At 67.8% G+C, this 14,153-nt stretch carries 10 protein-coding genes; 3 read left to right on the top strand and 7 right to left on the bottom strand.

The window, feature by feature from the left end; translation table 11 throughout:
* The first annotated feature begins 3 nt into the window (after positions 1 to 3).
* Genes argJ through A0J57_RS01340 form a run of 3 tightly spaced genes read left to right on the top strand, consistent with a single transcriptional unit; the run spans position 4 to position 2,673 of the window.
* A complete protein-coding gene (gene argJ / locus A0J57_RS01350; protein WP_061934168.1) occupies positions 4 to 1,230 on the top strand; it encodes a bifunctional glutamate N-acetyltransferase/amino-acid acetyltransferase ArgJ in 1,227 nt (408 codons plus the stop codon).
* 16 nt (positions 1,231 to 1,246) lie between these two features.
* Entirely contained in the window at positions 1,247 to 2,044 is a 798-nt protein-coding gene (locus tag A0J57_RS01345; protein ID WP_061934166.1) for an inositol monophosphatase family protein, read from the top strand.
* Between the two features lie 17 nt (positions 2,045 to 2,061).
* On the top strand, positions 2,062 to 2,673 hold the full coding sequence (locus A0J57_RS01340) for a glutathione S-transferase family protein (RefSeq protein WP_061934235.1): 612 nt from the start codon (positions 2,062 to 2,064) through the stop codon (positions 2,671 to 2,673).
* A gap of 45 nt (positions 2,674 to 2,718) precedes the next feature.
* Here the strand turns inward: A0J57_RS01340 and trxA are convergent, their stop codons facing one another.
* From trxA to A0J57_RS01305, 7 genes are read right to left on the bottom strand one after another with little or no spacing between them, the layout of a single operon-like run.
* Positions 2,719 to 3,039, bottom strand: a complete 321-nt coding sequence (gene trxA, locus A0J57_RS01335) for a thioredoxin TrxA (RefSeq protein ID WP_044662313.1) — start codon at positions 3,037 to 3,039, stop codon at positions 2,719 to 2,721.
* A 29-nt stretch (positions 3,040 to 3,068) separates the two neighbouring features.
* A complete protein-coding gene (gene addA / locus A0J57_RS01330; RefSeq protein WP_061934164.1) occupies positions 3,069 to 6,512 on the bottom strand; it encodes a double-strand break repair helicase AddA in 3,444 nt (1,147 codons plus the stop codon).
* Complete coding sequence (addB, locus tag A0J57_RS01325) at positions 6,493 to 9,468, bottom strand: double-strand break repair protein AddB (RefSeq protein ID WP_061934162.1); 2,976 nt, start codon at positions 9,466 to 9,468, stop codon at positions 6,493 to 6,495. The genes addA and addB overlap by 20 nt, the downstream gene beginning before the upstream one ends.
* Positions 9,461 to 10,171: a nucleotidyltransferase family protein gene (locus tag A0J57_RS01320; protein ID WP_061934160.1), complete on the bottom strand. Its 711-nt coding sequence runs from the start codon at positions 10,169 to 10,171 to the stop codon at positions 9,461 to 9,463. Before A0J57_RS01320 ends, addB begins: the two co-directional genes overlap by 8 nt.
* Entirely contained in the window at positions 10,168 to 11,154 is a 987-nt protein-coding gene (locus A0J57_RS01315) for an aminoglycoside phosphotransferase family protein (protein WP_061934158.1), read from the bottom strand. Before A0J57_RS01315 ends, A0J57_RS01320 begins: the two co-directional genes overlap by 4 nt.
* Positions 11,151 to 11,609, bottom strand: a complete 459-nt coding sequence (gene tsaE / locus A0J57_RS01310) for a tRNA (adenosine(37)-N6)-threonylcarbamoyltransferase complex ATPase subunit type 1 TsaE (RefSeq protein WP_044662309.1) — start codon at positions 11,607 to 11,609, stop codon at positions 11,151 to 11,153. The genes A0J57_RS01315 and tsaE overlap by 4 nt, the downstream gene beginning before the upstream one ends.
* On the bottom strand, positions 11,602 to 13,947 hold the full coding sequence (locus tag A0J57_RS01305) for a PAS domain-containing sensor histidine kinase (RefSeq protein WP_048578217.1): 2,346 nt from the start codon (positions 13,945 to 13,947) through the stop codon (positions 11,602 to 11,604). The genes tsaE and A0J57_RS01305 overlap by 8 nt, the downstream gene beginning before the upstream one ends.
* Positions 13,948 to 14,153: the final 206 nt, after the last annotated feature.

Raw genomic sequence — 14,153 nt, 5'->3', positions numbered from 1 at the left:
GGCATGACTGAACGCTCCCCCCTCGCCCCCGCCGCTTTCCCCGACCTTCCGCCCGTGGCAGGCGTCACGGCTCGCGTAGCGCGGGCGCGATACAAGAATTGGGATCGCTGCGACCTCACCTATGTCGAGCTGAGCGAAGGCACGGCGGTCGCGGGCGTCACGACGCAGAGCAAATGCCCTTCCCCGGAAGTCGAATGGTGCCGGGACGCCATTCCGCTCGGTTCCGCACGGGCTCTGGTGGTGAATGCCGGCAATGCCAATGCCTTCACCGGGCACCGGGGCCGCGCGGCGGTGGAGGCGATTGCCGCCAAGGTCGCGAACCATCTGGACTGCCAGCCGTCGGACATCTTCATCTCCTCCACCGGGGTGATCGGCGTTCCGCTGCCGGTGGACAAGGCAGAGGCGGGGCTGGAAGCCGCATTTGCCGCCGCGCCCTGCGGCTGGGAGGATGCGGCGACCACCATCGGCACGACCGACACCTATGCCAAGGGCGCCCGCGCCTCCGCCATGATCGGCGGCACGCGGGTCGAGCTTGTCGGGATCATCAAGGGGTCCGGCATGATCGCGCCGGACATGGCGACGATGCTGGGCTATATCTTCACCGACGCGGCCATCGATCCCAAGCTGTTGCAGCAGATGCTGTCCGCCGCCAACCGGACGAGCTTTTCCTGCATCACCGTCGACAGCGACACCTCCACCAGCGATACGGTGCTGGCCTTCGCCACCGGCAAGGCGGGCAATGCGCCTCTCGCCTCCATGGAGGATGCCGGGGCGGACGCCTTCGCCGCGGCCTTGGACGATCTCTGCCGCCAGCTTGCGCATCTGGTGGTGCGCGACGGGGAAGGCGCGACGAAATTCGTCGAGATCGCCGTCGAGGGCGCGGAAAGCGACGCCAGCGCGCATCGCATCGCCCTTTCCATCGCCAACTCGCCGCTGGTGAAGACCGCCATTGCGGGCGAGGACGCCAATTGGGGCCGCGTGGTCATGGCGATCGGCAAGGCCGGAGAGCCTGCGGATCGCGACAGGCTTTCCATCCGTTTCGGCGCGACCCAGGTGGCGTCGGGCGGTCTGGCGGTCGAGGGCTATGACGAGGCGCCGGTGGCCGCGCATCTCAAGGGGCAGGACATAGCGATCGGCGTCGATCTGGGGCTGGGCGACGGCCGGGCGACGGTTTGGACCTGCGACCTGACCCATGGCTATATTTCGATCAACGCGGATTATCGCAGTTGAGAAAAGGACGGCCCTGATGCCGACGGAATTGCATGAACCGGTCGTGGCGCTGATGCGCGAGGTGGGGCGGGACGTGGTCATGCCGCGCTACCGCAACCTCGCCAGCCATGAGATCAGCGAGAAGGCGGCCGACGATTTCGTCACCATCGCTGACAGGGAAAGCGAAATCCGGCTGGCGGAAGGATTGGCGGCGATCCTGCCGGAAGCCGGCATCATCGGGGAGGAAGCCTGCGCCGCCGACCCCGCCATATTGGACCGCGCCGGCGAAGGGCTGAACTGGATCATCGACCCGATCGACGGGACCGGGAATTTCGCCGCCGGAAGGCCGCCCTTCGGCATCATCGTCGCGCTGGCGGACGCAGGAACGATCCTGGCCGGGTGGATATTGGACCCACTGACCGGACGCCTGTGCCACGCCATATTGGGCGCCGGCAGCCATATCGACGGGGAGCAGGTCTATGCGCGGGAGAGCGGCGAACCGCTGCCGATCGCGGCGCTTGCCGTCTATTTCATGACGGAGGAGGAGCGCGCCGACGTCAGGCGCCGGTCGGAGGCCATTTTCCGGCTGGTGGATATTCCCCGCTGCGCCGCCGAGCAATATCCGCGCCTGGTGCTGGGACAGAATGACCTGTCGGTCTTTGCCCGCACCCTGCCCTGGGATCATGCGGCGGGAACGCTGTTCGTGAACGAAGCGGGCGGCCTGTGCCAGCGGCTGGACGGATCGCCTTATGTCGTGGGCGATTTGCGGCGCGGGCTGCTGGGGGCTTCATCCCCGCGCCTCTGGGATCTGGCGGCGGACCGGTTGTTCCGCTGAAGAAGGGAAGGATGGACATGCTGACGATCTGGGGACGCCTGAACTCGCATAATGTGAAGAAGGTCGCCTGGTTCGCCGGTGAAATCGGCCTGCCCTATGTCCAGCACGATGTCGGCGGTCAGTTCGGGATGAGCGACGCCTATGTCGCGATGAACCCCAACCGGCTGGTCCCGACGATCCGGGACGGCGACATGGTGCTGTGGGAATCCAATGCGATCCTGCGCTATCTGGCGGCACGCCATGCCCCGGAAGGCATGTGGCCCACCGATCCGGCGATACGGGCCCAGGGCGACAAATGGATGGACTGGCAGTTCAGCTTTGCCGATGCGCAGCGAGGCGCCTTTCTGAACCTCGTCCGCAGGAAAGTGGAAGATCGCGATATGGAGGCGGTGGCTGAGTCGGCGCGGCAATCGGGAGAGGCGATGCTGATCCTCGACCGTGCCCTGGCTGGGCAGCGCTGGCTGTCGGGCGAAAGCTTCGGCGTCGCGGACGTGCCGATGGGCGTCTATGCGCACAGCTTCTTCACGCTGGACATGGAACGGCCGGACGTGCCCCATGTGCGGGACTGGTATGACAGGCTGCGCGAAAGACCCGCCTATGCCGGGACGGTCATGATCCCGCTGACTTGAGGCAAAATGCCCCTGCCTTTGCAGGGGCATTTTGCGGGAAGGCTATCAAAGAACGCTTTCGATCCAGCCCTTGAGTGCGCTCTTGGGCGCGGCGCCGACCTTGGTGGCGGCGGCTTCACCATTTTTGAAGAGGATCATCGTCGGAATGCCGCGCACGCCATAGCGGCCGGGCGCATCGGGATTTTCGTCGATATTGATCTTCGCGATGGTGACCTTGTCAGCCAGCTCGTCCGAAATCTCTTCCAGCGCGGGGCCGATCATCTTGCACGGACCGCACCATTCCGCCCAGAAATCGACGAGCACGGGCTTGTCCGCGTTGATGACGTCCTGCTGGAAGCTGAGGTCGGTGACTGCCTTGGTAGCCATTTTGGGTATCTCCTTCGGTTGCCGGATATTTAGGATGGCGACGCATCCGCCTCAACGGTCGGAAGCGGCAAATTCTCCTGCGCGGGCGGAAAGCCGGGCTTGTGCCGCTCCAGCAGTTCCGGCGGCAGGGTGATCAGCCTCGGCGCGGATGTGTAGAGCAGGCCGGCCTCTATCCTGCGGCCCGGAAAAATCACCTGGAGCGCGGCGGCATAGGCGGCCATCTGCCGCACATGGGCCAATGGCACCTCCTCCACCACCAGCGGCGATATGCGGCCGGTCTTGAAATCGACCAGTTGCACCGCATCGTCACCGATGCGCAGCCGGTCGACCGTGCCGGCGATCACCGCCTCGCCCACCACGGCGGCGATGGGCGCTTCCGCCAGCGCATCGGGGCCGAACAGCGGGGCAAATCGCGGGTCTTCGATCACCCGCAATGCCTGTTCCATGACGTCATGCCGCCGCGCCGGATCGCCAAGGCCCTGTTGCGCCAGCCAGTTGTCGGCGCGGGAGCGGCGGGCATCCGGCGGCACATCGGCCAGCCTTTCGAACAGCCGGTGCAGCCAGCGGCCGCGTTCGGCCGCGTCCCGCATCGCGGGGGTCGGCGGCGGATAGGGCACATCGTCCTCCACCGCAGCGGAGGGCGCCAGAGGACGCGGAGGGCGCGCCTCGGCAGGGGCGCGGCGGCGGAGCCAATCCGGTTCGTCATGCGCCGTCCGGTTTTCCGCAACAGCCGTCTCCAGGGGTCTGGCGGGCAGGATTTCGCTTCCGCGCCAGCTCCGCCGCGCGCCCCAGAGCGGATCGGCCTCCCATTCCGCGTCCAGCGAAATGAGCGCCGCTTCAACGGCGGCATACCAGCTTTCGGGCTTGACCTCGCCCCTGGCGCGGGGACCGAGCGAGCCGGCGACGACCAGCCTTTCCTCCGCCCGGGTCAGGGCGACATAGAGCAGGCGCCAATGTTCGGCGCGCTCAACGGCGCTGGCCTCCTCGGCCACCTGGCCGATCGCCCCCTGCCTCTCCCCCTTGCGCGGCGCGATGATCGGCAAGCCGTTCCACTCCAGCGAATCGGCGCGATTGCCTGCGTCCGGATCGAGGCATGCGTCGGCCAGGATGACGATGGGCGCCTGCAGTCCCTTCGCCCCGTGCACCGTCAACAGGCGGAGCGAGTCGCCCTGCGCGGCGGCATCGCGCACGATCTCCACCTCGCCCCTGTCGAACCAGTCGATGAAGCGCTGGAGCGAGGGATGATCGTCATTCTCGAAGGCGAGCGCGGCGTTCAGCAATTCCTCTATCGGATCGGCCGCTTCCGACCCCAGACGCTCGATCAGGCGGCGGCGGCCATCCACCGGGCCGGACAGTATCGCCTCCAGATAACGATAGGGGGTGGTGAAGTCCGCCTGCGCCAGCAACTGCCGCAAGGGGTGCAGCAGTGCATCGTCCAACGTCGCTGTCAGATGCTGCCACAACCCCAAGCGGCGGCCGATGAGACGGGTCATCAGTTCATCCTGCGTCCAGCCGATCAGCGGCGACACCAGCAGCGCGGCCAGGTTCAGGTCATCCTCCGGCTGCACGGCGAAACGCAGCGCCGCGAGCAGGTCGCGCACGGCGAGCGGCGTGTTCAGGCGCAGGCGGTCGATGCCCGCCACCGCCACCTTCTCCTCATAGAGGCGCGCGACGATCAGCCGCGCCAGTTCGGACCGGCGGCGGACCAGGATCATGATGTCGCCCGCCGTCACGGGGCGGCCCCGGCTCTCCAGCATCAGCCCGTCATCGATCCACTGCCTGATCTGGCGCGCGATGGTCTGGGCCAGCACCCGCTCCTGATCGGCGGCCCAATCCTCCTCCCCCTCCGCATCGTCGGACAGGCCGGCGACGACGGGTTTCCAGAGCAGCACTTCTCCCGGAAAGCGGTTGGCGCTGATGTGCCGGACTTCGCCCGGCTCCAGGCCGAAGCGTTCGGCGCGCAGGGTCGCTATGGTGCGGTCGACCACATCCAGCACGGCCGGCGTCGAGCGGAAGCTGTGCTGAAGCGACAGGTCGTGGAATATATGGCTTGCGTCCTCCGCATGGCGTTGGAAGACGATCTGCGCGGCGCGGAAGGCTTCGGGGCTCGTCCCCTGAAATCCGAAGATCGCCTGCTTGAAGTCGCCCACCGTGAAGATGGTGCGCACCCTGTCGCCCTTGGCGCCCTCGCCCGCGAAGAACTCCGCCGCCAGCGCGCCGACGATCTGCCATTGGCTGACATTGGTATCCTGCGCCTCGTCCACCAATATATGGTCGATTTGCTGGTCGAGCTTGTAGCGAATCCAGTCGGCAATGCCCGGCTGGGACAGAAGTTGCGCCGTATCGGCGATCAGGTCGTCGAAATCCACGGCTCCTGCAAGGCGCTTGGCTTCCGCATAGGCCCGCGCATAGACGCGGCCGGCATGCAAAGCCCTAGCGAGCAGGGCGGCATAGGCTGCGCGAGTCCGAAGGCCCAGCAGCCCGGAACAGCATTCGTGCATCCGCGCAATCGCATCGCCATAGCCGTCCACCGAAGGCGCCCAGCCCCTGGCGGTCGAGATCGGCTCGCCGTCCGCCTTTGCCCAGACCGCGTGGAGATCGGCCAGCGCAGCGGCCCGCCCCGCTGGATCGAGAGCCCGCCAGCGCGCGATCCTGTCGCAGCGTTCCAGCGCCCGTCCAGTGCCCCAGTCCGCATTGGCCTGCGCGATCCAGATGAGCGTGCGCATATCGAACAGCTCGTCCGCGCATCGTTCGGCAATATGCGCGTCGATGTCACCTTCTGGCAGGTCCAGTTCCCACAGCAGCCAGGGCGCGATGTCCTCCGGCAAGGCGTCCAGCGCGTCCAGCCGGGCCGCGCAGCGCAGCAGAAAATTCTCGGCCCCGCCCTCCCCCAGGCGCAGGCTCAGCGCCTGCAACGCCTCCATCAGGGCCTCGTCCCCCTGCTCCTGCGCGACCACCACCATGTCGGCCAGCGTCTGCCGCGCCAGCGTCGCCTGCTCGCGCTGGTCGAGCGGACGGAAACCGGGGGGCAGGCCGGCCTCCAAAGGGAAGGCCGTCAGCAACTGCTGGCAGAAGCCGTGGATCGTCTGGATGCGCAGCCCGCCGCCGGTTGATTCCAGCACCTCGGCAAAAAGGCGGCGGGCGCGGTCGCGGGCCTCCGGTCCGGACTCCTCGCCCAGCGCATCCAGATCGTGGAAAAGGTCGGCCTCGTCCATCAGCACCCAGGCGGCGAGTCGATCGTGCACGCGATCCGCCATTTCCGCCGCGCCCGCCTTGGTGAAGGTGAGGCAGAGGATATTTTCCGGCCGCACCCCCTGAAGCAGCAGGCGGAAGACGCGGGCGGTCAGCACATGGGTCTTGCCCGTGCCCGCCGATGCGGACAGCCACACATGCGCATCGGGCGCGGCGGCCTGCGCCTGCGCGCCCGCCAGCGGTTGCAGGGCGTTGTGCTTTCTAGCCATCGTCCCGGCCATACCATTCCTCCAGCCGCATGAGCTGGTCATAATCGCCATAATTGGCGACTTCCGGGTTCACCTGCGCATCGAAGGGCGCCGATCCGTTGAGCCAGGCGGCGGCGATTTCCTCGAACTGCGCATGAACCTGGGAGGTGAAGTCGGCGGTGACGATCTTGTCCCGCTTGCCCAGCGGGTCGACCGGGCTTTCGCGATAGCCGAATGCGTCGCCCTTCTTCGCGAGCGACCAATATTCGAAACTGCCCGCCACGGGTGCGGAATCGGTGCCGGGAAAGCCGCCATGCTCCGCGATCAGGCCCAGCAGGCCGAGTTGCAGCGCATAGCCCGCCTTCACCTGCCGCGCGCTGGGCGGCTTGCCGGTCTTGTAGTCGACTATGCCCAGCCTCCCGTCCGGCAGCAGGTCGATGCGGTCGGCCTTTCCGGTCAGCGTCACCCCGGCAATCTCCGCCCGGCCTTCCGTTTCCACCGAAAGGATCTTCCGCCCGGCGGCAAGATCGCTCGCCACCTCCGCCGCGATCCATCGTATCGCTTCGATAAGGCGCGGTTGCCAGAGCGCCTTGAGCAAGGGATGGACGTCCGGCCGGTCGAACATCGCCCGCGCACGCGCTTCCAGATCGGCCAGATCGCCGTCGCCCTCCTCCGCCCATCGCTGGAGGATCTCATGCACGGCCGTGCCGCGCCAGGCGGGTCCGGCATCGGCGTCCACCGGGTCGAGCCGCGCCAGTCGCAGGATGCGCTTGGCGTAGAAGGCGTAGGGATCGGCCTTCAGCCGGTCGACATCGGTGACCGGAATGACCTTCGGACGCACTGACGAAGGCGGCGCCGGCGCGGGACGTCGGGCGGGCCTGTGCTCCTCCGCATGGTCGATCGCCTGCGCCAGAGCGGCATAGCGGTCGGCGCTCTTCCATTGCGGCCCCGCCATGGCCTTCAGCCGCAGCCAGAAGCGGGAGGCGACCGCCGGACCGCCCGCGCCGCGCCGGGCGCGCGTGATCAGCACCTGCGGCGCGCCAAGGGCGCTGGCGAAATCATGGGCGGCAAGGCCGATGCGGCTTTCCAGCCCGGGCAGCCCGATTTCCCGGCGGATGCGCGGGGCAAGCCATGGATCGGGGGCGGGCAGCCCCGGCCATGTGCCCTCGTTGAGGCCGCCCAATATCATGAGGTCGGTCTGCACCAGCCGCGCTTCGATCAGGCCGAGGATGCTGATCCGGGGGTGGCCGCCCTGCGGCGGGCGAACCGAAAGGCCGCCCAGAAGATGGTCGAACAGGGCAGGCAGCGCGCGTATGTCGGCCTGACGCGGCCCTTCGCTCGCCGCCTCCTCCATCTCCGCGAAAAGGTCGGCGGCGGCATGACCCTGATGCCCGGCCCAGACCGCATCATGGGAGAGACGGCCGGCATGTTCCCGGATGGCCGCCAACTGGCCGGCAAGGTCCGGCGCGGCCATGAAGGCCTGCTCCAGCGGTTCCAGCAGCGCGCGGGCTTCGCCCCACCACTGCCGCGTGCGGGCGCGCAAGGCGCTTTGCCGGTCTTCGCCCTCCCGTTCGGCCAGCAACAGGTCGATCCCATGGATGCCCGCCCGCGGCCTTGGTCCGCGCAGCAACAGGTCGAGCCCGCGCACGCCCTCCAGCCAGGCAAGCCGCCCTTCCCCCCGCATGACGAGCGGATGCTTGAGCAGGGTCAGCAGCGCGACGGGGGCAAAGCGCTCCGCCAGCGCCTCGGCCATGGCGATCAGCAGCGTTCCGGGCGGCAGGCGCGACAGCGGCTGCCCCGCCGAATCGTCCGCCTCCATGCCCCAGCGGCGCAGATGCGCGGATACGCGGGTCGCCAATTGCCGGTCAGGCGTCACCAGCGCGGCGGTGCGGCCCGGCGTCTCGACCGCTTCGCGCAGGGCGATGGCGATCGCCTGCGCCTCTTCGCCCGGCGTCGCGACTTCCAGCGCCTCCACCCCGGCGAGCGAACGGTCTGCGGTCCTGAGGTCGCGCCAGCGGCTCGTCAGGCGCGGCGGCAGCATGGCGTTGGAGATGTTGCGCCCCCGGACGGCGCGGGCGTCATGCTCGCTGCCCCAGCGCCAGAGCGCCACATCGTCGCGCGTGACGCTCATCCGGTCGAGCAGGCGTTTCAGGGCATATTGGGGATGGGTCTCATGCCCGGCAGGTGCGCGGCCGGTCAGAGGGTCGGCATCGAAGGGGCCGATGGCGTCCCAGGCATCGCCGTCCATCTCCTGATCCAGACCGGCAAAGACCACCGCCCCCTGCGGCAGCATCGCGATCCGCCGGAGCAGCATGGCCACTGCCGGCGCCGTGGTGGACATGCCCGCCGCGATGACGAAGCCCTCCGGCGGCGCCTTGGTCCAGCGCTCCGTCATGCGGTCCAGCAGGCGATTGCGGCGGTCCGCGAGGTCGATGCACCCCAGCCGCGCCAGCTCCTGCGGCCATTGCGCCAGCAACAGGCCGAACAGCCTTAGCGAGGTCTGCCAATGCTGCGACAGATCGTCCGACAGGCTGAGTTCCGCCAGCGCGCGCATGGGAACGCGCTCCACCTGCATCTGGTCGAGGACCGCGCCCAGCGCCTGGGCCAGCTTCAACGCCTGGCCCGCATCGACGGGGTGCGCCGATGCCTGTTGCACCATGCGCGCCAGGATCATCTGGCGGCGCATCGGCGCGATGGCGGGCGCCATGGGGTCATCCTCCCCCAACGGATCGAGCGCGCCGCCCACCTGTTCGCCCAGATCGGGATCGCCCAGCGCGACGAGGCGCGGCAACAGCAGGCCGCCGCCCGATTTTCGGACGAAGGCATCGCTGACCGACCGGATGGCGCGGTTGTTGGGCAGCAGGATCATGCCCTGCGCCAGCCGCATCGGATCATCGCCATGCCGGGCGAGGATGCCCGTCACCAGCGCGTCGGAAAAGGCGCGGTGCGCGGGTATGTTGAACAGCGCCGGGCGGGTGCGTTCACCCATGGGCCAACATCGACTCCACGACCGGAATGGCCTGCGGCGTGCCGACATCGAACCAAAGCCCCTGATGCGAGACGCCGTAGAGACGGCCCGTTTCTATCGCCCGGTTCCAGAAGACATTGGTGGAAAAGACATCCGACGGGGGATTGACCAGCAGCGCGGGCGACATGATCTGGACGCCGGTGAAGACGAACGGCGCGACATGGGCGGTCTTGCGCCGTGTCAGCCGTCCGTTCGCGTCCATGTGAAAATCGCCCGGCCCCCGATGGCAATGGGCGCGTGCGAGCGGCACCAGCAGCAGCAGCGCGTCCATCCGGTCCGGGTTCCAGATCCTGCGCATCATGCCCAGCGTTTCCTGCGGGCCATCGATCCACAGATTATCGCTGTTGGCGCAGAAGAAGGGCGCGTCGCCCAACTGCTCCCTGGCGTGGATCAGCCCGCCGCCCGTTTCCAGCAGCTTCCTGCGTTCGTCCGAAATCGCGATCTGCATGCCTTCATTATGCGCGGCCAGATGCGCCTCGACTGTGTCCGCCAGATAGTGGACATTGACGACCACCTTCCGGATGCCGCCAGCCGCCAGCCGGTCCAGCGCATGGTCCATCAGCGGCTTGCCGGCCACCTTGACCAGCGGCTTGGGGCGGGTGGCCGTCAACGGCCGCATGCGCTTGCCCAGTCCAGCCGCCATCAGCATCGCGGTGTCGATCATGCCGGGGCGTAATCCTCTAGCGCGTGGTGCCGCTTCCCGGCAGGGATATTGGCCGCGAACCATGCCCCCACGGGCGCCAGCGCCGGGTGGGCGAGGTCGCGTTCCAGCAAGTCCCACATGCGGGGCAGATACGAGAGGTAACGCGGCTTTCCGTCGCGCTTCCACAGGCGGGTGAAGATGCCGATGATCTTCGCGTTGCGCTGCGCGCCCAGCACGGCATAGGCGGCGTCGAAGTCAGCCGGGGGATGGGCGATGGCGCGATAATGGTCGAGCATCGCCGCCTCCAGCGCGGGCGGCACGTCCCGGCGCGCATCCTGCAGCAGCGAGACGAGGTCATAGGCCGGATGCCCCGCCAGCGCATCCTGGAAGTCGAGCAGGCCCAGGCCATGCGACGCCGCCCGGTCGATCAGCATGATATTTTCCGCATGATAATCGCGCAGCACCGTGACGACCGGGCTGGACGACCGCTCGACCATCGGCAGCACGGCGTCCCATGCCGCGACATAGCCCGCCTCATCCACCGGCAGGCCAATGGCGGGACAATACCATTCGGTCAGCAATCCCGCTTCCCGCTGATAGACGGCGCGGTCATAGGGCGGCACGTCGGCCGCCGGCAGGCGATGCAGCGCCGCCAGCAGGTCCACGGCGCGGCGATACACATCCCCTTCGGAGTCCGGCACGTCGTCGACATGCTCCTTGACGCGCAGATCGCCGAAATCCTCGATCAGGACCAGCCCTTCCTCCAGATCGCGCGCCAATATCCGGGGCGCGGCAAAACCATTCTCCGTCAGATGCTCGGCAATGGCGATAAAGGGCCTCGGGTCCTCATGCGGCGGGGGCGCGTCCATCAGCACGGCGCGGCGGGGCCCGTCGATCACCCGGAAATAACGCCGGAAGGATGCATCGCCGGCGAGCGGCACGATGGCGGCCTGCCCCCATCCCGCCTGCGCGAGAAAGGCGGGTGCGGCGGCGGGCGGGATCATATCTGTGACCATCGCTCCGTCCAAGCGTCCGGCACGTCCGCTGTCAAGCGCCGAGCGCCGTCGGGTTCCATCGCGATGTGGAAGCGCAGGGCATCCGGCCATGCGCCCTCGCCCATCCGGTCGGGCCATTCGACGATCAGCAGACTGTCCGTCAGATAGTCGTCGAGCGCCAGTTCCCCAGCCTCTTCAGGCCCGTCGAGCCGGTAGAGATCGACATGGGCGACGGGCAGCTTCACATCGGGAATGTCATAGGGCTGGACGATGGCGAAGCTGGGGCTTGGCGCTTCCTCCTCAAGCCCCAGTCCTTCCAATATCCCACGGGCAAGCGTCGTCTTGCCCGCGCCCAGCCCGCCTTCCAGCGCAATGACGTCGCCGATGCGGGCCAGCGCGGCCAGCCGATGCCCGAATGCCAGCATGTCGGCCTCCCCGGCCAGCACGATCTCATCCTCAGCCACGGGGCAGCTCGATCACGACCATGGTCCCCTGCCCCGGCTCCGACACCAGTTCCAGCGTCCCGCCATGCGCCTGCGCCAATTGTCTGGCGAGTGGCAGGCCGATGCCTGCCTTGCTGCCGTTGCGCGCCTGCTCGGTCCGGGAAGACGCGTCGAAGATCGTCGCCTGTCGCCTGGCGCTGATGCCCGGGCCATTGTCCGATACGACGAGGCGTGCGGAGTCGCTCGTCCCATCGCCGTGCAGCAGCACCCGGCCGCCCCGGTTGCAATAGCGCACGGCATTTTCCAGCAGATGATCCAGCGCCTGACCGATCCGCCGCTTGTCGCCCTGCACCGTGCCAAGGCTCGATTGGAGCGACATGGCAAGGTCGATCCCCTTGCCCGTCGCGTCCGCCTTGATCCGCGCCACGGCGTCCCGCGCTTCCGCCGCCAGATCGACATCTGCCTTTTCGATGGGTAGCATCCCCGCCTCGCCCTGCGTCAGGTCCAGCACATTGTCGATCAGCATGGAAAGGCGGTTGGTGCTTTGCAGGATGCCGTCGACATATTCCCGGGCGGAAGTGCTCAGTTCGCCCGCATAGCCCGCGCTCATCATCTCCGCGAAACCGGCGATGGTGGTGAGCGGCGTGCGCAGTTCGTAGCTCATATTGGTGACGAAGGCGGTCTTCACCTTGTCGGCCTGCTCCAGCGCGTCGTTGCGGTCGCGCAGCACCTGTTCCACGCGGCGGCTGTCCGTGACGTCGAGCATGGTGAACAGCGCATTGCCGTCGGGCAGCGGGATCGCCGCGAATTCGAAGATGCGTCCGTCCGCAAAGCCGACATGGCCGACGCGCTGCTTGCGCTCCACCGTGGCGGCGCGCACCAGTTCGCGGACGAGGTTCGCCTGCTGCGGCTTGGCGAGGCGCGACTGGACGGCGCGCATCAGTTCGTCGATCCGGGGATGCCTGGCCAGCAAATCCTCCGGCACGTCCCAGATCGACCGGAAACGGCTGTTCCAAAGGTGCAGGCGTCCGTCCGAGGAAAAGACGCCGATCGATTCGAACAGATTGTCGAAGGTCGCGGTACGGACGCGGAGCAGGGTGTCGCGGGCGCTGGACAACTGGACCTGCTCCGTCCGGTCCTCGAAGATCAGCAGCAGCCCGCCGTCGGGCAGCGGCTGCGCATAGACGCGCAAATGGGTGCCGTCCGCCAGCAGCCAATTTTCCTCCCGCGGGTCGGGCGAGAGGAACCAGTCGCGCCGTTCCGCGCGCCACGCCGGAAAATCCCTGTTCTCGGGCAATCTTCGTGCTTCACGCATCTGGTCCAGAACCCGCTCGAACGGCGGATTGTCGGCCAGCCGCTCCTGATCCAGCCCGAACAGGCTCATGAAGGGCTGGTTCCAGAAGCGCAGCGCCCGGTCCGACCCGAAACGCGCCACGCCCGCGGACAGGCGATCCAGCAGGTCACGCTGCGCCGCCTCCAGCCGCCGATGTTCGACGCGCGCCTGTTCCAGCTCATTCTGGTCCATGGCGAAACCGGCGACGCCTGCCCCGCCGAGGGGAACATCGACCACGCGCATGGTCCGCCTCTCGCCGTCGATGGTCGCGGGAACCATGCGCTCCACCGGCGCGCCGTCGGCAAGGGTCTGCGCGGCAGCCGCCTGCGGCGTCAATCCGCCGACCGTCTCGACCAGTTCGGTGCCGTTGGCGATGACCTCTCGAGCGTTCTCTCCGTCCACAGCACGGACATAGGCCGTGTTGACCAGGCTGAGCCGCATGTCCGCCGTTCGGTGCCACATGGGAAAGGGCGCCGCTTCCACCAGGCCTGCCAGCGCTTCCAGCGCTTCCCGAAGCTGTTCCACCCTGCCCTTCAGGGTCTGGATTTCCGACTGGCTGTCGGTCGCGTCGAATATCCAGAGGACAACGCCGCCGCTTTCGGCCAGCACCGGCCCGGCGGGCGCGCCCCGAACCAGCAGCAGGCGAGACGAATCGACGCCCCGCACCGGCAGCGCGAAGCTGCGCCCCGCGCGCTGGGCCGCCTCGATCTCCCGAGCCAGCGCGGCGGCATCATCGGGTTCCAGGCCGCCGTCGGGCGCGGTCAGTTCGGACACGAAAGTCGGCACCCGATCCTTGCCCAGCCATTTGGCGAGGCGGTCTGCCGCCTCCAGCCGCCCGTCGGGATGAATGACGATGGGCGCCGCCGGCGCGGAGGCGAGCAGGACCGACAGCCGGTCGAGCTTTCCCTGCGCCTGCATGCCTTCGCGGCGCCGGCGCTGGCCGCTCGACAGCGCCCAGACCGCCGCACCGAGCCAGAGGGCCAGGACGACGCCCAGAATCACGGCAGCAAGAGGGGTCAACGCCATTAAACCTGCTTCGCCCTCATCGCCGAATGTCTGCCCCCGTCCTTGGTTCTGAGGGGACTAACCCAAGTCAGATGCAGGGTGAAGCACCGAGATGGAAAGAATCATGCTTTGCGGTGAAATCATTGTCGGGGAACATCGCGGAAGGGATCGCGGCGGTGTCGGAAGATCGCCCACACGGGCGAGCAGCCTCTATCGAGGCGCTTTAC

The organism is Sphingobium sp. 22B (assembly GCF_001580035.1).
In the GTDB taxonomy this organism is placed as follows: Bacteria; Pseudomonadota; Alphaproteobacteria; order Sphingomonadales; family Sphingomonadaceae; genus Sphingobium; species Sphingobium fuliginis.
Note: the sequence above shows the minus strand (reverse complement) of the source record. Positions and strands in the feature narration are given on the sequence as shown.